This is a genomic window from Streptomyces sp. G5(2025) (assembly GCF_049542075.1).
In the GTDB taxonomy this organism is placed as follows: domain Bacteria; phylum Actinomycetota; class Actinomycetes; order Streptomycetales; family Streptomycetaceae; genus Streptomyces.
This window is the reverse complement of the sequence record NZ_JBMUZT010000006.1, coordinates 3,917,171-3,936,714: the sequence shown is the minus strand read 5'-3', so window position 1 is coordinate 3,936,714 and position 19,544 is coordinate 3,917,171. Positions and strand designations below refer to the sequence as shown.

The window sequence follows — 19,544 nt, the reverse complement described above, 5'->3', positions numbered from 1 at the left end:
GTGCGGGCAGTCGGCAACCTCTTGTCACCTGATGACAGCCGTGAATGCCAGAAGACCCCCAGTCGGAATCGACTGGGGGTCTTCTCAGCTGTGGGGCTAACAGGATTTGAACCTGTGGCCTCATCCTTATCAGGGATGCGCTCTAACCAACTGAGCTATAGCCCCGCCGCGCTTCGGGTGTCCCGCGCGCTGACCCCTGAAGATTAGCGCACCTGCAGGCCAGTCCCAAAATCGATACCCGCGCGGCCGGCGGACCAGGGGCCAACCAGGGGCGAATCGGGGACGAACCACCGGCGGGCCCGGGGCTGGCCAGCACCGGACCGACCACGGATCCTCTCGGCCACCCCAGAAAAAGCCGTCGGCCGTGCCCGGGAGAACCCGGACACGGCCGACGGCGGAACCAGTGACGGCGGAAACCAGTAGAGAACCCCGGCGGAGAGAGAGCCGGGGCGAGACCCGCCCTCAGCCGCCTTCAGCCGCCGCTACCGGGACCGGCCCAGCCCTCAGCCGCCTTCAACCGCCCTCAGAAACCGCCGCTACTCATCCTCCGCGAGGGTCAGCTCGACGCCGCCCACGAAACCCGCGGAGAGGTTGTAGATGAACGCGCCGAGCGTCGCCAGCGCCGTCGCCAGGACGACGTCGATGACCGCGATGATCGAGGTGAACGTCAGAACGCGCGGCAGCGACAGGAAGGACTGCAGGTCGAAGCCATTGGACTCGTTCGAGCCCGTCGCCTCGGAGATCGTGCCGCCCACCGTCGAGAAGACACCCATCGCGTCCATGACCATCCACAGGACGGCGGCCGCGACGATCGTGCAGATGCCGAGAGCGATGGAGAGCAGGAAGCTGACCTTCATCACCGACCACGGGTCGGCCTTGGCCACCCGCAGCCGCGCCTTGCGCGTACGCGGCACCGTGCGGGTCCCCGGCCGGGGCTTGCGCGCCGCGCCCGCCTTGGCGCCCTGCTGGTACGCCTGCGGCGGGTGGTACGGCTGGGACGCCTTAGCCTCGGGCTTCCGCTCGCCGGGCAGGGCGCCTTCCGCCGTGTCGGCGTCTCGGGTGTCCGTCACAGTCCCCCCTGGGTTCCATGAGACTCATCGGAGTCGTGTGCATCTGTGGCGGAGCCACGGGCACCGTCCTTACCGGTAGTGCCGGCTCTCTTTGCCCCGGCGCCCGTGGCTCCACTCACGATGACTCACTCCTCGCGCTACTCGGCCGAGGAGTCCGTGCCCTCGTCCGTACCGGCGGCCGGCTCGCCGCCGTCCGAGTCGTCGACGACGATGTCCCCGTCGACTTCCTCGGCCTCGCGCCCGGCCTCGGCGTTACGAGCGATGCCGACCACGGCATCGCGCTTGCCCAGGTTGATCAGTTGGACGCCCATGGTGTCACGGCCCGTCTCCCTGACCTCGTTGACTCGCGTACGAATCACACCACCGCCCAGCGTGATGGCAAGGATCTCGTCGGTCTCCTCGACCACCAGGGCGCCCACGAGTTCGCCGCGGTCCTCCACGATCTTGGCGGCCTTGATACCGAGGCCACCGCGACCCTGGACGCGGTATTCGTCGACGTTGGTCCGCTTCGCGTACCCACCGTCGGTGGCGGTGAACACGAACGTACCTGGCCGGACGACATTCATCGAGAGCAGTTCGTCGCCGTCACGGAAACTCATGCCCTTGACGCCCGACGTGGCGCGGCCCATGGGGCGCAGCGCGTCGTCCGTCGCGGTGAACCTGATCGACTGGGCCTTCTTGCTGATGAGCAGCAGGTCGTCCTCGGCCGAGACCAGCTCGGCGCCGATCAGCTCATCGTCCGAACCGTCCTCCGTCTCGCGGAGGTTGATGGCGATGACGCCGCCCGAGCGGGGCGAGTCGTAGTCCTTCAGGGAGGTCTTCTTGACCAGACCGCCCTTGGTGGCGAGCACCAGGTAGGGCGCGGCTTCGTAGTCGCGGATCGCGAGGATCTCGGCGATCTGCTCGTCCGGCTGGAAAGCGAGGAGGTTCGCCACGTGCTGGCCGCGGGCGTCGCGTCCGGCGTCGGGGAGCTCGTACGCCTTGGCGCGGTAGACACGGCCCTTGTTGGTGAAGAACAGCAGCCAGTGGTGCGTCGTCGACACGAAGAAGTGGTCGACGATGTCGTCTTCCTTGAGCTTCGTGCCGCGCACGCCCTTGCCGCCGCGCTTCTGCGAGCGGTAGTCGTCCGTCTTGGTGCGCTTGACGTAGCCGCCGCGGGTGATCGTGACGACGATGTCCTCTTCGGCGATCAGGTCCTCCATGGACATGTCGCCGTCGAAGGGCACCAGGGCCGAGCGACGGTCCTCGCCGAACTTGTCGACGATCGCCGCGAGTTCCTGGCTGATGATCTGGCGCTGCCTCTCGGGCGAGGCCAGGATCGCGTTGTACTCGTTGATCTTCGCCTGGAGCTCGTCGTGCTCGGCGACGATCTTCTGGCGCTCCAGGGCGGCGAGCCGGCGCAGCTGCATCTCAAGGATGGCGTTGGCCTGGATCTCGTCGATCGAGAGCAGGCCCATGAGGCCCTCGCGCGCGATGTCGACAGTCTGGCTGCCCCGGATGAGGGCGATGACCTCGTCGATGGCGTCCAGGGCCTTGAGCAGGCCGCGCAGGATGTGCGCCCGCTCCTCGGCCTTGCGCAGCCGGAACTTCGTACGCCGGACGATGACCTCGATCTGGTGCGTCACCCAGTGGCGGATGAACGCGTCCAGCGAGAGGGTGCGCGGCACGCCGTCGACCAGGGCCAGCATGTTGGCGCTGAAGTTCGACTGGAGGTCGGTGTGCTTGTAGAGGTTGTTCAGGACGACCTTGGCGACCGCGTCCCGCTTCAGGACGATGACCAGGCGCTGGCCGGTGCGCGAGGAGGACTCGTCACGGACGTCGGCGATACCGCCGACCTTGCCGTCCTTGACGAGGTCGGCGATCTTCTGCGCGAGGTTGTCCGGGTTCGTCTGGTACGGAAGCTCCGTGACGACCAGGCACTGGCGGTTCTGGATCTCCTCGACCGCGACGACCGCGCGCATCGTGATGGAGCCGCGGCCCGTGCGGTAGGCCTCCTCGATGCCCTTGCGGCCCACCACAAGAGCGCCGGTCGGGAAGTCGGGGCCCTTGATGCGCTCGATCAGGGCGTCGAGCAGCTCCTCGTGCGTGGCGTCGGGGTGCTCCAGGGCCCACTGCGCGCCCGCCGCGACCTCGCGGAGGTTGTGCGGCGGGATGTTGGTGGCCATACCGACCGCGATGCCCGCCGAGCCGTTGATCAGCAGGTTCGGGAAGCGGGCCGGCAGGACCGTCGGCTCCTGGTTGCGGCCGTCGTAGTTGTCCGTGAAGTCGACGGTCTCCTCGTCGATGTCACGGACCATCTCCATGGCCAGCGGTGCCATCTTGCACTCGGTGTACCGCATGGCGGCCGCCGGGTCGTTGCCCGGGGAGCCGAAGTTGCCGTTGGAGTCCACCAGCGGCATGCGCATCGACCAGTGCTGGGCCAGGCGGACCAGGGCGTCGTAGATGGAGGAGTCGCCGTGCGGGTGGTACGTACCCATGACGTCGCCGACGACGCGGGCGCACTTGTAGAAGCCCTTCTCGGGGCGGTAGCCGCCGTCGTACATCGCGTACAGGACGCGGCGGTGGACGGGCTTCAGGCCGTCGCGTACGTCGGGCAGCGCGCGGGACACGATGACGGACATCGCGTAGTCGAGATAGGAACGCTGCATCTCCGTCTCGAGCCCGACGGGCTCGACACGCATGCCCACACCAGGAACGGCGGGCTCCTCTTCGGGCATCACAGGGGTGTTCTCGTCGGCCATTGCTGGTCAAAGTCCTTTCGAGGTGCGACTGGTACGGGCCGACTCAGATGTCGAGGAAGCGAACGTCCTTGGCATTGCGCTGGATGAACGAGCGCCGTGCCTCCACGTCCTCTCCCATCAGCACCGAGAAGAGGTCGTCGGCCTGTGCCGCGTCGTCCAGGGTGACCTGGCCGAGCACGCGGTGTTCCTGGTCCATCGTCGTGATGCGCAGCTCCTCGGCGTTCATCTCGCCGAGGCCCTTGAAGCGTTGGACCGAGTCGTCCCTGATGCGCTTGCCGGCCTGACGGCCCAGCTCGATCAGGGCGTCGCGCTCGCGGTCGGAGTACGCGTACTGGAAGTCGTCCCGCGACCACTTGATCTTGAACAGCGGCGGGCGCGACAGATAGATGTGCCCGTGCTCGACCAGCGGCCGCATGAAGCGGAAGAGGAACGTCAGGAGCAGCGTGTTGATGTGCTGGCCGTCGACGTCGGCGTCCGCCATCAGGATGATCTTGTGATAGCGGAGCTTCTCGATGTCGAAGTCCTCGTGCACACCGGTGCCGAAGGCCGAGATGAGGGCCTGGACCTCCTGGTTGTGCAGGATCTTGTCGACGCGCGCCTTCTCGACGTTCAGGATCTTGCCTCGGATGGGCAGGATCGCCTGGTACATCGGGTCGCGGCCGGACTTCGCCGAACCACCGGCGGAGTCACCCTCGACGATGAAGATCTCGCACTTCGTCGGGTCGTTCGACTGGCAGTCGCTCAGCTTGCCCGGCAGGGAGGCGGTCTCCAGGAGGCCCTTGCGGCGGGTCAGGTCACGCGCCTTGCGAGCGGCGACGCGGGCCGTGGAGGCCTGGATGCCCTTGCGGATGATGTCCGCGGCCTCGTTCGGGTTCCGGTCGAACCAGTCCGTGAGGTGCTCGTGCACGACCTTCTGTACGAAGGTCTTCGCCTCCGTGTTGCCCAGCTTGGTCTTCGTCTGGCCCTCGAACTGGGGCTCGCCCAGCTTCACCGAGATGATCGCGGTCAGACCCTCGCGGACGTCCTCACCCGTGAGGTTGTCGTCCTTCTCGCGCAGCAGCTTCTTCTCGCGCGCGTAACGGTTCACCAGGCCCGTCAGCGCGGCCCGGAAGCCCTCTTCGTGCGTACCGCCCTCGTGCGTGTGGATCGTGTTCGCGAAGGAGTACACACCCTCGGTGTACTGCGAGTTCCACTGCATCGCGATCTCGACCGAGAGCATGCGCTCCTTGTCCTCGGCCTCGACGTCGATGACGGTCGGGTGGATCACCTCACCCTTGCGGGAGTTGAGGTACTTCACGAAGTCGACGATGCCGCCTTCGTAGTGGTACGTGACCGTGCGGGCCTCGGCGGCCTCGTCGTCGGTCGCCTCGGCCGAGTCCGCCCCCGCCGTGGCCTTCGCCGACTCGCGCTCATCAGTGAGTTTGATCGTCAAACCCTTGTTGAGGAACGCCATCTCCTGGAAGCGCCGCGACAGCGTCTCGAAGGAGTAGTCGGTGGTCTCGAAGATGTCGCCGTCGGCCCAGAAGGTGACCGTCGTACCGGTCTCCTCGGTGGCCTCGTGCTTGGCCAGCGGCGCGGTCGGCACACCCGCCTTGTAGTCCTGCGTCCAGCGGTGGCCGTCCGTCTTGACCTCGACGGCGACCTTCGTGGACAGCGCGTTCACGACGGAGACGCCCACGCCGTGCAGACCACCGGAGACGGCGTAACCGCCGCCGCCGAACTTGCCGCCCGCGTGCAGGACCGTCAGCACGACCTCAACGGCCGGCTTGCCCTCGGAGGGGATGATGCCGACCGGGATGCCACGGCCGTTGTCGATGACCCGGACGCCGCCGTCGGCCAGGATCGTGACGTCGATCGTGTCCGCGTGGCCGGCCAGGGCCTCGTCGACGGAGTTGTCGACGACCTCCTGGACCATGTGGTGAAGACCACGCTCACCGGTCGAGCCGATGTACATGCCGGGTCGCTTGCGGACGGCGTCCAGGCCCTCGAGGACGGTGATCGCGCTGGCGTCGTACGAGGACGGTGCCTCGACATTCTCGCCGGCGGCGGTGGACGGGATGTTCTCGTTGGGGTTGCCGGAATCGGCCACGAAGCGCCCTTTCTGGCACAGCACAAGCCAAGCTCCCGGCGGTGGCCGGAGCGGCTGCGGCGTGTTTGTTCGGTAAGCCCTAGTCAGCGTTGCTCGGTGCGTCCCACAAGTGGGGCGGGATTAGCTTCCAGTCTACCGGTAGCACTGACATTGATGGGGGCTTGCCGGTACCTGAGTCCTCATGTGCCGCCCTGAACCGGACTCGGCCGACTCCCCATATGCGGAACGGGGCTCCAGAGGGCTCACAGCGGCACTCAGCGCTTCGGGCCGTCAACCCCCAGCAACCGTCGCCGGCGGTCTCAGCCGTAGGTGTCGCCGGGGCCGGTGCTGCCCGGTGCGCGCAAGGGTCCGAAGCGGCGCGGGGGGCCTCCGGGGCCGAGCACCTTGATGAGGCGCACGGTGCCGTGACCCAGGTCTTCGTTGAGGCGTGCGACCAGCTGCGGCGCCATGAGGCGCAGCTGCGTCGCCCAGGCCGTCGAGTCGCACTGCACCGTGAGGACGCGCTCGTCCTCGTCGTACTTCTGCGGAACGCAGTGCCTGGCCAAGTCGTCACCGACGATCTGCGGCCAGCGGCCCATCACCCCGCCGACCGCGGCGGGCGTCTCCCAGCCGCGCTCGGTGATCAGCCGGTTGATGGCGGAGCCGAGCGGCAACGGGTCACGGCCGTCGGCGCGCGCACCGGAGCGCAGACCGCCGCGGCGTGCCTGCTTCTTCTGCTGAGCGGCATCCCCACGCGCGCGTGCCTGCTCTTTCGCGGCGCGCAGGGCGACGCGGGCGAGGTCGACACCAGAGGGCTCAGGCGTCTTCTGCGGCCCCTCGGCGCCACCCTTGGCGGGCTCCTCGGCGCTCATACGCGGTCCACCGCGCCTTCCGCCACCGCGTAGCGCGTACCGGAGAGCACGCCCGGGACGTCGTCGTCGACCGCGGCCGTCACCAGCACCTGCTCGCCCGGGGCCACCAGCTCCGCGAGCCGCTCCCTGCGGCGCGCGTCCAGCTCCGCGAAGACGTCGTCGAGCACGAGCACCGGTTCGTTGCCCTCGGCCCTGAGCAGGTCGTACGAGGCCAGCCGCAGCGCCAGAGCGTACGACCAGGACTCGCCGTGGCTCGCGTACCCCTTCGCGGGGAGCTGGCCGAGCTTGAGCAGCAGGTCGTCGCGGTGCGGGCCCACCAGGGTCACGCCCCGCTCGATCTCCTGCTTGCGCGCCTCTTCGAGAGCGACGGTCAGCTGCTCGTACAGCGCTTCGCGCGTGTGGCCCTCGCCGGGCGCGGACGGTTTGTACTCCAGGGAGACCGGGCCGCCGCCGGGCGCCAGCTGTTCGTACGCCTTGTCCGTCAGCGGCTGGAGCGCCGAGATCAGGTCGAGCCGCTGCGCCAGAAGCTCGGCGCCCGCGCGCGCGAGGTGCTGGTCCCAGACGTCGAGCGTGGACAGGTCCATGGAGCGCCCGCCGTGGCGCCGGGCCAGGGCAGCCGATTTCAGGAGGGTGTTGCGCTGCTTGAGGACGCGGTCGTAGTCGGACCGGACCCCGGCCATACGCGGGGAGCGCGCGGTGATCAGCTCGTCGAGGAAGCGCCGCCGCTCACCCGGGTCGCCCTTGATCAGCGCGAGGTCCTCGGGCGCGAACAGCACCGTGCGGACGATCCCCAGCACGTCCCGCGGCCTGACCTGCGAGGAACGGTTGATGCGGGCGCGGTTGGCCTTGCCGGGGTTGAGTTCGAGCTCGATCAGCTGCTGGCGCTCGCCCTGGCGGACGTTGGCCCTGATGACGGCCCGCTCCGCGCCCATGCGCACCAGAGGGGCGTCCGAGGAAACCCGGTGGCTGCCCAGCGTGGCGAGATAGCCGACGGCTTCGACGAGGTTGGTCTTGCCCTGGCCGTTGGGCCCCACGAAAGCGGTGACGCCCGGGTCGAGCGGGACCTCGACCCGGGCGTACGAGCGGAAGTCGGCCAGTGAGAGATGCGTGACGTGCATGGTGTGCGCCGACCTCCCCCGGCCTACTTCACTTGCTTGAGGCCTGTGCACAACCGCCGCGGTCGCGCACAGGCTGTGGATCAGTGCTCGCTCTTGGACTCGACCGCGTGGCCGCCGAACTGGTTGCGCAGTGCGGCGATCATCTTCATCTGCGGGGAGTCGTCCTGGCGCGAGGCGAACCGCGCGAAGAGCGAGGCCGTGATCGCCGGGAGGGGCACGGCGTTGTCGATGGCCGCCTCGACGGTCCAGCGGCCCTCTCCGGAGTCCTGCGCGAAGCCGCGCAGCTTCTCCAGGTGCTCGTCGTCGTCCAGGGCGTTGACCGCGAGGTCGAGCAGCCAGGAACGGATGACCGTGCCCTCCTGCCAGGAACGGAAGACCTCACGGACGTCCGTGACCGAGTCGACCTTCTCCAGGAGCTCCCAGCCCTCGGCGTAGGCCTGCATCATGGCGTACTCGATGCCGTTGTGGACCATCTTCGCGAAGTGGCCCGCACCGACCTTGCCCGCGTGCACGGAGCCGAAGTCACCCTCGGGCTTGAGGGCGTCGAAGATCGGCTGCACCTTGGCGACGTCGTCCTTGTCGCCGCCGTACATCAAGGCGTAGCCGTTCTTGAGGCCCCAGACGCCGCCGGAGACGCCGCAGTCGACGAAGCCGATGCCCTTGGCCTTCAGCTCCTCGGCGTGCTTCTCGTCGTCCGTCCAGCGAGAGTTGCCGCCGTCCACGACGACGTCCCCGGGCTGGAGCAGCTCGGACAGCTCGTCGATGGTGGACTGGGTCGCGGCCCCGGCGGGGACCATCACCCACACCACGCGCGGGCCCTTCAGTTTGCCCACAAGCTCTTCGAGGCTGGGGACGTCCGCGAGGTCCGGGTTGCGGTCGTATCCGATGACGGTGTGACCTGCGCGGCGGATGCGCTCGCGCATGTTGCCGCCCATCTTGCCGAGGCCGACGAGACCGAGCTCCATCAGAGGTTCCTTCACTAGCGAGGTGGCGTTACGGCACTTTCGTACCTGCGTCCGAGCCTACGCCCGGACGCACGCACACACCTGTGGGCTCAGCCGCTCAGACGTACAGGCATGATCAGGTACTTGTAGGCGTCGTCGGCCTCGGCGTCCACGGCCGGCCTGCCGCTCAGCAGCGCGGGCTTCGTGGAGGTAGTGAACGACAGCTGGGCGACCGGGGAGTCGACCGCGCTCAGGCCGTCCAGCAGGAACGTCGGGTTGAAGGCGATGGAGATGTCGTCGCCGTCGAGCTGGGCGTCGACCCTTTCCACAGCCTGTGCGTCGTCGCTGGAGCCCGCCTCCAGGATGAGCACGCCCTGCTCGAAGCTGAGCCGCACCGGGGTGTTCCGCTCGGCGACCAGGGCCACACGCTTGACGGCCTCCACGAAGGGGGCGGTCTCGATCACGGCGACGGAGTTGAACTCGGTCGGGAACAGCGTGCGGTACTTCGGCAGGTCGCCCTCAAGGAGACGCGTGGTCGTCCGCCGACCGGCGCCCTCGAAACCGATGAGGCCCTCGCCCGCGCCCGAGCCGGACAGGGCCAGGGTGACCGTGTCGCCGCTCGTGAGCGCCTTGGCGGTGTCCAGGAGCGTCTTGGCGGGCACCAGGGCGACCGCGGACGCGTCCGGGTTCTCCGGCTTCCACAGGAACTCGCGGACCGCGAAGCGGTAGCGGTCGGTGGAGGCCAGGGTGACCGTGTCGCCCTCGATCTCGATGCGTACGCCGGTCAGCACGGGCAGCGTGTCGTCGCGGCCCGCGGCGATGGCCACCTGGGAGGCGGCGGAGGCGAAGACCTCACCGGGGACGGTGCCCGTGGCGGTCGGCATCTGCGGCAGCGCGGGGTACTCCTCCACAGGAAGCGTGTGGAGTGTGAATCGCGAGGAGCCGCAGACCACCGTCGCCCGTACACCGTCTGTGGAGATCTCCACCGGGCGGTTGGGGAGCGCGCGGCAGATGTCCGCGAGCAGCCGGCCCGACACGAGGACCGTGCCTTCCTCGTCCACCTCCGCGTCCACCGAGACGCGTGCCGAGACCTCGTAGTCGAAGCTCGAAAGGCTCAGTGCGCCTTCCTCGGCCTTCAGCAGCAGGCCTGCGAGGACGGGCGCAGGCGGCCGGGCCGGGAGGCTGCGCGCCGCCCAGGCCACCGCCTCCGCGAGTACGTCGCGTTCAACCCGGATCTTCACCGTAAGCCGCCCTCCTGCTGTTGCTGGCTGCTCTCGCCCGCTGGGCCTGTGGCCCTCGTCGTCTGACTCGGTGTCTCTCAGCCATGCCGTGGGAAGGACACCGGGGTCCAGTCTGACGCACGGCACTGACAGTCGGTGCTCGTCGGGGTCAAGTCGTGGCGAGCGGCCTCGGAGCTCCGGAGAGCGAGTTGTGCACAGGCCCCACTTCCAAACGATTTCCCCGGACTCTCTAGTTGGGAGTAGTAGTAGGGCCTGTGGAAACCGTGGATAACCGTGAAAGCGCTGGTCAGCACCGGTTTTTTATCCACTGAGCCTGTGGGCGGCACCCGTGGACAACCGGGGGTTTCTGTGGACGGGGAAAAGTTCTGCACACCCGATGCACAGGCAGGGGCCACTTCTCCCCAGCGCTGTCCCCAGCTTTACCCACCTTCCCCACAGGCCAACCACGCACCTTGGTGTGACGCCTTTCACTCGACTCGGTGAGGGGGCGCGTCGGGTTGCCGAACAGTGGACGGCTGTGTGGAGAAGCCCGAGAAAGCTGGGGACAACCGACGTGAGCCTGTGGGCCGACGGTGGACAACGTCATGCACACCCTGTGGACGAAAATTTCATCCACAGCCTGTGGAGAGTCTTCGTCCACGAATCCACAACCAGCTGACCTGGCCTGATGATCGCTCAGCAGAGTCCCCTGTGGACAGCGTCTGGACAACTTTCCAGTCCCCAGGGTGTGGAAGCGAAAAAGTTCGAACATCTGTGGAGAACCCCCGTCTGAACAGGGGAAATCGAACACCGGAGGCCGGTCGTACGAAGGTCGTGTGCGGTTGCGGCAGGCTTCCGCGCGTGCCTCAAGGGCGGAAAACGGGCCTCACGCGCGCGTGGGCGACGAAAAAGGGCGCCCCGGGAGTCGTCCCGGAGCGCCCTCAGCGACGTGGCTGGGCGGTCGTCAGCCGTTCTTGATGCGGTTGGTCAGTTCGGTGACCTGGTTGTAGATGGAGCGCCGCTCGGCCATCAGCGCACGGATCTTGCGGTCCGCGTGCATGACGGTCGTGTGGTCGCGGCCGCCGAACTGCGCCCCGATCTTCGGCAGGGACAGGTCGGTCAGCTCGCGGCACAGGTACATGGCGATCTGGCGGGCCGTCACCAGCACGCGGCTGCGCGAGGATCCGCACAGGTCGTCCACCGTCAGCCCGAAGTAGTCGGCGGTGGCGGCCATGATGGCCGTCGCCGTGATCTCCGGAGCCGCGTCCTCGCCGCCCGGGATCAAATCCTTGAGGACGATCTCGGTCAGCCCGAGGTCCACGGGCTGCCGGTTCAGCGACGCGAACGCCGTGACCCGGATCAGTGCGCCCTCCAGCTCACGGATGTTCCGCGAGATCCGCGACGCGATGAACTCCAGGACCTCCGGAGGGGCGTTGAGCTGCTCCTGAACCGCCTTCTTACGAAGGATCGCGATACGCGTCTCCAGCTCGGGCGGCTGGACGTCGGTGATCAGTCCCCACTCGAAGCGGTTGCGCAGCCGGTCCTCCAGCGTGACCAGCTGCTTGGGCGGCCGGTCGCTGGAGAGCACGATCTGCTTGTTCGCGTTGTGGAGCGTATTGAAGGTGTGGAAGAACTCCTCCTGCGTCGACTCCTTGTCCGCGAGGAACTGGATGTCGTCGACCAGCAGGATGTCCATCTCGCGGTAGCGCTTGCGGAAGCTGTCGCCCTTGCCGTCGCGGATGGAGTTGATGAACTCGTTGGTGAACTCCTCGGAGCTCACGTACCGCACGCGCGTACCGGGGTAGAGGCTGCGGGCGTAGTGCCCGATCGCGTGCAGAAGATGCGTTTTGCCAAGCCCCGACTCCCCGTAGATGAAGAGGGGGTTGTACGCCTTCGCCGGTGCCTCTGCGACGGCGACCGCGGCCGCGTGCGCGAAGCGGTTGGACGCGCCGATGACGAAGGTGTCGAAAAGGTACTTGGGGTTCAGCCGAGCGGTCGGCTCGCCGGGGCCCGTCGCGGGCGCCGGCTGCGCGGCCAGCGGGCCGGGGGCGCCGCTCGACGAGGTGGGGCCGACGGGGCCGCCCCGGTGCACACCGTGGCCACCGTGCCCGGAATTGCCGCGGTGATCGCGGTGATCCCGCGGATCGCGGTGGTCACGGTGGTCGCGGTGATCACCGGAGGAGTCCGTCATGTCATGACGCTCGCGCCGGTCCTGCGGCTCGGCACGCTGCTGCTCGTACGACGAGCGGTCCTGCGGCGGCTGCGAGCGGTAGTCGTGCTGCGGCTGCTGGACCGGATTGGCGTACGGGTCACGCTCGGGGAAGCCGAGCCGCGGCTGCTGCCAGCCGTAGTCGTCCTGGGGCTGCGGCCAGGCACCGGGGCCCGGTCGCTGGTAATCCGGGTAGGCCGGGCGGGCGGTCGGCATCTGGTCCGACCGGGAGCCCGACTGGTGCTCGTCCGAGGGACGGCGCCCGTAGTTCTCGTATGGTTCGCGGCTCTGCCCGGAGGCCGAGGGCAGCTCCGGCTCTTCGTAGCGCTGCTGGTGCGCCTGCTGTTGCTGCTGGTGCTGGATCGGCGGCGCCGGCGGGCCCGCGGGCTCACCGACGGAGTCGTCGACCGTGATCGCGATGCGGATCGGACGGCCGCACTCACGGCTCAGGGTCTCGCTGACCACGGGCGCCAGGCGGCCTTCGAGGACGCCCTTGGCGAATTCGTTCGGAACCGCGAGCAGCGCGGTGTCGGCGACGAGCGCCAAGGGCTGACAGGTACGGAGCCACCGCTCGTCCTTCGCCTCGACGCCCTGCCCTCGCCCCTCGCCCAGCAGGTGCTCCAGAACGCGTGGCCACACTGCGGCAAGATCGGCAGGTACGTCAGCCACAGGGCACGCTCTCTCACGGGGTCCCACGAAGGTGTGGTTCTTGGGACGGAAATCGGGATGGGGAGGGGGAAGGGAACGAATCGGAGTTCAGCCAAGGTAGTCAGGGCGACGGCTGCGGTTCAAGTTGTTGTCCACAGGCTGTGCACAGTGTCTCTTCCCAGCGGTCGGTTTGACCGGATGGCGTAGCCCCGCGTACCGTGACCAGGTCGAGTTGTCGATGGCTGCTGCCGCCTGCCTCCGATGGGCAAAGATCACGATCTGTGATTGTGAAGCGGTGCACTCGGTGCGTATTCGCGAGCTTCTCGTGGGCGCACGGTGACAGCCAGGCGATGTCCCGCCACCACACAATCATTTCTGGAGCCCCCGAGTGAGCAAGCGCACCTTCCAGCCGAACAACCGTCGTCGCGCCAAGACCCACGGCTTCCGCCTGCGGATGCGCACCCGTGCCGGCCGCGCGATTCTCGCGAACCGTCGTGGCAAGGGTCGCGCCAGCCTGTCCGCCTGATCTCAGTCAGGTCATGACGTCGTGCTGCCTACCGAGCATCGGCTGAGGCGGCGCGAGGACTTCGCGACCGCGGTACGCCGAGGACGCCGGGCCGGACGCCCGCTCCTCGTCGTCCATCTACGTAGCGGTGCAACGGACCCGCACGTGCCTGGGGAGACCCTTCCCCCGACACGTGCGGGTTTCGTCGTCAGCAAGGCCGTGGGCGGAGCCGTCGTACGCAACACGGTGAAGCGCAGGCTTCGCCACCTCATGCGCGACCGGCTGGCCTCCGTGCCCCCCGGTAGCCTGGTAGTCGTACGAGCGCTGCCCGGAGCGGGCGACGCCGACCATGCACAGCTGGCCCGAGACCTGGACGCCGCCTTGCAGCGGTTGCTGGGAGGGGGCGCGCGATGAAGTACCCGCTGTTGGCCCTGATCAAGCTGTACCAGTGGACGATCAGTCCGCTTCTGGGCCCCGTGTGCAAGTACTACCCGTCGTGTTCCCGCTACGGCTACCTGGCCATCGACCGACACGGTGCGATCAAGGGAGCGGCGCTCACCGTCTGGCGCATCCTGCGGTGCAATCCGTGGTCGCTCGGTGGTGTCGACCATGTTCCGCCGCGCAAGCGTCCGCGGTGGCACGAGATGCTGCGCGCTGTCTGGCGCGAACGCAAGGGCGGGCCCTCCGCCGCGGGCGGGACGACCGGGGCTCTTCCCCCGAGCACGGCCGCCGAGACCGAGACCCCGTCCCATGCTCAAGGAGCCTGATTAGTGGACACGATTGCCAGTCTCTTCAGCTTTATTACGACACCAGTTTCGTGGGTCATCGTTCAGTTCCACTCGGTGTACGGGAAGCTCTTCGGCCCCGACACGGGCTGGGCCTGGGGCCTGTCCATCGTGTCCCTGGTGATCCTGATCCGTATCTGCCTGATCCCGCTCTTCGTGAAGCAGATCAAGGCCACTCGGGCCATGCAGACGCTGCAGCCCGAGATGAAGAAGATCCAGGAGCGCTACAAGAGCGACAAGCAGCGCCAGTCCGAAGAGATGATGAAGCTGTACAAGGAGTCGGGTACCAACCCGCTCTCCTCGTGCCTTCCCATCCTGGCGCAGTCGCCGTTCTTCTTCGCCCTGTACCACGTGCTCAACAGCATCGCGACGGGCAAGGAGATCGGGGTCATCGACGGCCCGCTCCTGGAGAGCGCGCGTAAGGCGCACATCTTCGGCGCCCCGCTGGCCGCGAAGTTCATGGACAGCGCCGACAAGGTCGCCTCGCTCGGCGCCACGCTGACCGACGTCCGCGTCATCACCGCCGTCATGATCATTCTGATGTCGGCCTCCCAGTTCTTCACCCAGCGCCAGCTGATGACGAAGAACGTGGACACGACGGTCAAGACGCCGTTCATGCAGCAGCAGAAGATGCTCATGTACGTCTTCCCGATCATGTTCGCCATCTTCGGCATCAACTTCCCCGTCGGTGTCCTCGTCTACTGGCTGACCACCAACGTGTGGACCATGGGCCAGCAGATGTTCGTGATCCGCAGGAACCCGACGCCGGGCTCCAAGGCGCAGGCCGCCTTCCTGGAGCGTCTGCAGAAGCAGGTCACGCACCACAAGAAGGTGCGGGGCCGTGGCAACGTGAACGTCATCAAGGCGATCGTCGCCAAGGGCCGGGACCGCAACGAGTTCGAGCGCAAGTTCATCAACGGTCTGACCAAGGCGGGCCTCGCGGCCCAGGCCGACGGCACCGTGGTGGAGAGCGAGACCGCCGTCGCCACGGAGACGGAGGACGGGGCCACGGCCGCCGGGGCCCCCAGGCGCCAGCAGCCCAAGCGGCAGAGCAAGGCCAAGCGCCAGGCCGCCATCGCGCAGGGCGCCGCCAAGCCGGACGGCGAAGAGGCCACCAAGACGTCGCTGGAGAAGGCTCAGAACCAGCCTGAGGACGCCGCCCCCAAGGAAAAGCCGACGGGCGGCAACACGACGGGCAACAAGCCCGGCTCCGGTACCCGCAGCAAAGCCAAGTCGGGACAGCAGCGCAAGGGCCAGCAGCGGCCCAAGCACCCGTCCTCCAAGAAGTAGAAGGAGTCCATCCCGTGACGGAAGGCACCACCACCTCCGCCGCAGCTGAGGCCGGCGACACCCTCACCCGCCTTGAGCAGGAGGGCGAGATCGCGGCGGACTACCTAGAGGGTCTGCTGGACATCGCCGACCTCGACGGCGACATCGACATGGACGTCGAGGCCGACCGCGCCGCTGTCTCGATCATCAGCGACACGGCCAGCCGTGACCTCCAGAAGCTGGTCGGTCGCGACGGCGAGGTCCTGGAGGCGCTCCAGGAGCTCACGCGTCTCGCCGTGCACCGCGAGACCGGTGACCGCAGCCGCCTGATGCTGGACATCGCGGGCTACCGCGCCCAGAAGCGCGAGGAGCTCTCGGAGCTGGGCGCCAAGGCCGCGGCCGACGTCAAGAGCTCCGGTGAGCCGACCAAGCTTCAGCCGATGACGCCGTTCGAGCGCAAGGTCGTGCATGATGCCGTTAAGGCCGCCGGTCTGCGCAGTGAGTCCGAGGGCGAGGAGCCGCAGCGTTTCGTCGTCGTACTCCCCGCCTGAGCGGCACCGCGTATTTCCGGCCCCGTCTGTTCACAGGCGGGGCCGGTCTTTGTCAGCCTGCTAGTCAGCCACCCCAGTGCGGTACGGAAGGACGGTCCCCGTGACGGAGGCAGCGGAGCTTCCCCCGGCGCCTGAAGAGGCCCGGACGGTATTCGGCGATCGCTTCACGGACGCGGTCCGGTACGCGGAACTGCTCGCCGATGCCGGAGTGCAGCGAGGCTTGATCGGCCCTCGGGAGGTGCCTCGGCTCTGGGAGCGGCACCTGTTGAACTGCGCGGTGCTGTCCGAGGTCGTGCCCGAGGGTGTCACGGTGTGCGATGTCGGCTCCGGGGCAGGACTGCCCGGCATTCCGCTGGCTCTCGTCCGCCCGGACCTGAAGATCACGCTCCTTGAGCCTCTGCTGCGGCGTACGAACTTCCTCACCGAAGTCGTCGAGCTGCTCGGCCTCGACCACGTGACGGTCGTGCGGGGCCGCGCCGAGGAAGTCCTCGGCAAGCTGCCGCCGGTGCATGTGGTGACGGCGCGAGCTGTGGCGCCGCTGGACCGCCTGGCGGCCTGGGGAGTCCCTCTGCTGCGTCCGTACGGGGAGATGCTCCTCCTCAAGGGCGACACCGCCGAGGAAGAGGTCAAGGCTGCGGGATCCGCTCTGAGCAAGCTCGGCGCGGTCGGCACCTCCGTGCTGCACGTCGGCGAAGGCGTGGTGGATCCGCAGTCCACGGTCGTCCGGGTCGAGGTCGGGGAGAGCCCGGGCGGCGTGCGCTTCGCGGCGAAGCGTGCCAAGGCCGCACGCACCGGCCGTGCGCGACGCCGTCGCGGCTGATTGACGGCAGGCTGTACTCCACAAAAGCTGCCAAACGTACGCATACCGGGGTGTCGCACAAGCGGCACCCCGGTTGCCGTGCATCGTGTTTCACGTGAAACGTCGCTCACTGCTGCATGGCATCATCAATCGCGGCCGCGCTGCGGAACCTCGCGACCGCCGCCCCCTCGGTTCCCTCGATAAGGGCACGGAGTTTTCCACAGAGGGGGATTCGTCCACAGAAGACCGGGCCTCGCTGGTTCATGACCCTCAAAGCATGGGAGGCTCTGTTCATTGTGAGCCTGATGTCGAGGAGAGTGAATCCTTGCGGTCCGACGCCAACATCGCGGGACCGATGACCGAACCGGTCCCCGGTCCCCGCACCGAATCGGCGGGGGAGGATGTTTCACGTGAAACACCGACCCCGATGGACGACACACCCATCGGTCGTGCTGCACAGCTGGCGGTGGAAGCACTCGGCCGCGCCGGCGAAGGCCTGCCACGTCCTGAGCGGACCCGCATCATGGTGGTCGCCAACCAGAAGGGCGGGGTGGGCAAGACGACGACGACCGTCAATCTCGCCGCCTCGCTAGCTCTGCACGGTGCCCGAGTCCTGGTGATCGACCTCGACCCGCAGGGCAACGCCTCCACCGCACTGGGCATCGACCATCACGCCGAGGTGCCGTCCATCTACGACGTGTTGGTCGAGAGCAAACCGCTGTCCGACGTCGTCCAGCCGGTAACGGATGTCGAGGGCCTCTTCTGCGCCCCGGCCACCATCGATCTCGCCGGTGCGGAGATCGAGCTGGTGTCGCTGGTGGCGCGGGAGAGCCGGCTGCAGCGGGCGATCCAGGCGTACGAGCAGCCGCTGGACTACATCCTCATCGACTGCCCGCCGTCGCTCGGTCTGCTGACGGTCAACGCCCTGGTGGCTGGCGCGGAAGTGCTGATCCCCATCCAGTGCGAGTACTACGCACTGGAAGGACTCGGCCAACTCCTGCGCAACGTCGACCTCGTGCGAGGTCACCTCAACCCGAACCTGCACGTCTCGACGATCCTGCTCACCATGTACGACGGCAGGACCCGGCTCGCCTCCCAGGTGGCCGAGGAGGTGCGCAGTCACTTCGGTAGCGAGGTCCTGCGGACGAGCATCCCGCGGTCGGTCCGTATCTCAGAGGCGCCGAGCTACGGCCAGACGGTGCTCACCTACGATCCGGGGTCGAGTGGTGCCCTCTCCTACTTCGAAGCGGCGCGTGAGATCGCGCTGCGTGGAGTCGGAGTGCGTTATGACGTCCAACATGCCCACACCACGGGCGCTCAGAACGACCAGCACAGCATGACGGAGGGGATGCAGTGAGCGAGCGACGGAGAGGACTGGGTCGGGGCCTTGGCGCCTTGATCCCTGCAGCCCCCACAGAGAAGCAGATTCCGCAGAGAGCGGCGGGAGCCGCGGCCTCCACCACGGCCGTGCCGGTTCTCACCGCCGAGCGGGGTGTGGCCGCCGCCAAGGTCACCGCGCTTCCGCAGAGCCCTGTTTCACATGAAACGGTGGAGCCGCCCCAGCAGGCCGCAGCGGCAACGGAGAACGCGCCGGTGGCCGGTGCGCACTTCGCCGAACTGCCGCTGGACTTCATCTCGCCCAACCCGCGGCAGCCGCGTGAGGTGTTCGACGAGGACGCGCTCGCGGAGCTGGTGACCTCCATCAAGGAGGTCGGCCTTCTCCAGCCGGTCGTCGTGCGTCAGTTGGGCCCCGCTCGCTATGAACTCATCATGGGCGAGCGGCGCTGGCGGGCCTGTCGTGAGGCAGGTCTGGAGCGCATCCCGGCGATCGTGCGCGCCACGGAAGACGAGAAGCTCCTTCTGGACGCGCTGCTGGAGAACCTGCACCGTGCTCAGCTGAACCCGCTGGAAGAGGCCGCCGCCTACGACCAGCTGCTCAAGGACTTCAACTGCACGCACGACCAGTTGGCGGACCGCATCGGCCGGTCCCGCCCGCAGGTGTCCAACACGCTGCGTCTGCTGAAGCTCTCGCCGACCGTGCAGCGCAGGGTGGCCGCAGGGGTGCTCTCCGCCGGGCATGCCCGGGCGTTGCTCTCCGTGGACGATTCGGAGGAGCAGGACCGGCTCGCGCACCGGATTGTGGCCGAGGGCCTTTCGGTGCGTGCCGTCGAGGAGATCGTGACCCTCATGGGGTCGCGGCCGCAGAGCACGCCCAAGGCCAAGGGGCCGCGTGCCGGGGCCCGGCTCTCGCCGGCGCTGACCAGCCTCGCCACCCGGCTCTCCGACCGGTTCGAAACCCGGGTGCGGGTGGACCTGGGCCAGAAGAAGGGCAAGATCGTCGTCGACTTTGCCTCTCTGGAGGACCTGGAGCGCATCCTCAGCACGCTCGCTCCGGGCGAGGGCCCCGTCCTCAAGAACGGACAGGCCGCGGACGTCACGGAAGAGGCCCCTGAGGACGACAAGGGCTGAGTCTTGACGGCTGGTCCCGCGAGAGCGGGCCGTGTCCGGTCTGTGCCGGATACGGCCCGCTTTTTGCTTTCTTGCGCTATCGATGGAATCACTTCGTGGATACGATGCGATCAGGTAGGGCGCATCCACCTGACGGCACCTCATTGGGGAGGCGAGGGCCATGCGGACGATGAGCCGCACCGGACTGATGACCGCGGGCCTGGGGCTGGGAGCGGTCGGCGGCTTCGTCGGCAGTCTGCTCCGGGAACGCAGCGCTCTGACGGCCGCCCGCAGCGC

16 protein-coding genes and 1 tRNA gene are annotated in these 19,544 nt (G+C 67.9%); 8 read left to right on the top strand and 9 right to left on the bottom strand.

The genetic code is table 11. The annotated features are described in order from the left end of the window. Positions 1-91 precede the first annotated feature (91 nt). From ACOBQB_RS28720 to dnaA, 9 genes are all read right to left on the bottom strand, one after another. Positions 92-165, bottom strand: a tRNA-Ile gene (locus ACOBQB_RS28720). A gap of 371 nt (positions 166-536) precedes the next feature. Continuing rightward, a complete protein-coding gene (locus ACOBQB_RS28715) occupies positions 537-1,070 on the bottom strand; it encodes a DUF3566 domain-containing protein (protein ID WP_423595622.1) in 534 nt (177 codons plus the stop codon). 137 nt (positions 1,071-1,207) lie between these two features. Continuing rightward, entirely contained in the window at positions 1,208-3,811 is a 2,604-nt protein-coding gene (gyrA, locus tag ACOBQB_RS28710) for a DNA gyrase subunit A (RefSeq protein WP_423595620.1), read from the bottom strand. 43 nt (positions 3,812-3,854) lie between these two features. Next, positions 3,855-5,924 (bottom strand): DNA topoisomerase (ATP-hydrolyzing) subunit B, encoded by a 2,070-nt coding sequence (gene gyrB, locus ACOBQB_RS28705; RefSeq protein ID WP_423595618.1) that lies wholly within the window; start codon positions 5,922-5,924, stop codon positions 3,855-3,857. Positions 5,925-6,199: 275 nt separating this feature from the next. Then, positions 6,200-6,751: a DUF721 domain-containing protein gene (locus ACOBQB_RS28700; protein WP_423595616.1), complete on the bottom strand. Its 552-nt coding sequence runs from the start codon at positions 6,749-6,751 to the stop codon at positions 6,200-6,202. Continuing rightward, on the bottom strand, positions 6,748-7,869 hold the full coding sequence (gene recF / locus ACOBQB_RS28695) for a DNA replication/repair protein RecF (RefSeq protein WP_423595614.1): 1,122 nt from the start codon (positions 7,867-7,869) through the stop codon (positions 6,748-6,750). The genes ACOBQB_RS28700 and recF overlap by 4 nt, the downstream gene beginning before the upstream one ends. A gap of 80 nt (positions 7,870-7,949) precedes the next feature. Then, a complete protein-coding gene (gnd, locus tag ACOBQB_RS28690) occupies positions 7,950-8,834 on the bottom strand; it encodes a phosphogluconate dehydrogenase (NAD(+)-dependent, decarboxylating) (RefSeq protein WP_223775665.1) in 885 nt (294 codons plus the stop codon). Between the two features lie 89 nt (positions 8,835-8,923). After that, on the bottom strand, positions 8,924-10,054 hold the full coding sequence (dnaN, locus tag ACOBQB_RS28685) for a DNA polymerase III subunit beta (RefSeq protein ID WP_423595612.1): 1,131 nt from the start codon (positions 10,052-10,054) through the stop codon (positions 8,924-8,926). Positions 10,055-10,997: 943 nt separating this feature from the next. Beyond that, positions 10,998-12,881: a chromosomal replication initiator protein DnaA gene (dnaA, locus tag ACOBQB_RS28680; RefSeq protein ID WP_423595610.1), complete on the bottom strand. Its 1,884-nt coding sequence runs from the start codon at positions 12,879-12,881 to the stop codon at positions 10,998-11,000. A gap of 397 nt (positions 12,882-13,278) precedes the next feature. Between dnaA and rpmH the strand changes: the two genes are divergently transcribed. The 8 genes from rpmH (at position 13,279) to ACOBQB_RS28640 (ending at position 19,268) form a co-directional block, all read left to right on the top strand. After that, positions 13,279-13,416 (top strand): 50S ribosomal protein L34, encoded by a 138-nt coding sequence (gene rpmH / locus ACOBQB_RS28675; RefSeq protein WP_006381191.1) that lies wholly within the window; start codon positions 13,279-13,281, stop codon positions 13,414-13,416. 21 nt (positions 13,417-13,437) lie between these two features. Next, positions 13,438-13,809, top strand: coding sequence for a ribonuclease P protein component (gene rnpA, locus ACOBQB_RS28670; RefSeq protein WP_223775662.1), 372 nt, complete (start codon positions 13,438-13,440; stop codon positions 13,807-13,809). After that, entirely contained in the window at positions 13,806-14,162 is a 357-nt protein-coding gene (gene yidD / locus ACOBQB_RS28665; RefSeq protein WP_423595608.1) for a membrane protein insertion efficiency factor YidD, read from the top strand. Before rnpA ends, yidD begins: the two co-directional genes overlap by 4 nt. Before the next feature lie 3 nt (positions 14,163-14,165). Then, positions 14,166-15,470, top strand: a complete 1,305-nt coding sequence (gene yidC / locus ACOBQB_RS28660) for a membrane protein insertase YidC (RefSeq protein WP_423595606.1) — start codon at positions 14,166-14,168, stop codon at positions 15,468-15,470. A 14-nt stretch (positions 15,471-15,484) separates the two neighbouring features. Beyond that, positions 15,485-16,000 carry a protein jag gene (locus ACOBQB_RS28655; protein ID WP_423595604.1) on the top strand — a complete coding sequence of 172 codons (516 nt, stop codon included), beginning with the start codon at positions 15,485-15,487 and terminating at the stop codon, positions 15,998-16,000. 100 nt (positions 16,001-16,100) lie between these two features. Beyond that, positions 16,101-16,820 carry a 16S rRNA (guanine(527)-N(7))-methyltransferase RsmG gene (gene rsmG, locus ACOBQB_RS28650; protein WP_423595602.1) on the top strand — a complete coding sequence of 240 codons (720 nt, stop codon included), beginning with the start codon at positions 16,101-16,103 and terminating at the stop codon, positions 16,818-16,820. 256 nt (positions 16,821-17,076) lie between these two features. Beyond that, the gene (locus ACOBQB_RS28645; RefSeq protein ID WP_423598821.1) at positions 17,077-18,156 is read left to right on the top strand and encodes a ParA family protein; all 1,080 of its coding nucleotides are present in this window, start codon (positions 17,077-17,079) and stop codon (positions 18,154-18,156) included. Beyond that, a complete protein-coding gene (locus ACOBQB_RS28640; protein WP_423595600.1) occupies positions 18,153-19,268 on the top strand; it encodes a ParB/RepB/Spo0J family partition protein in 1,116 nt (371 codons plus the stop codon). Before ACOBQB_RS28645 ends, ACOBQB_RS28640 begins: the two co-directional genes overlap by 4 nt. Positions 19,269-19,544: the final 276 nt, after the last annotated feature.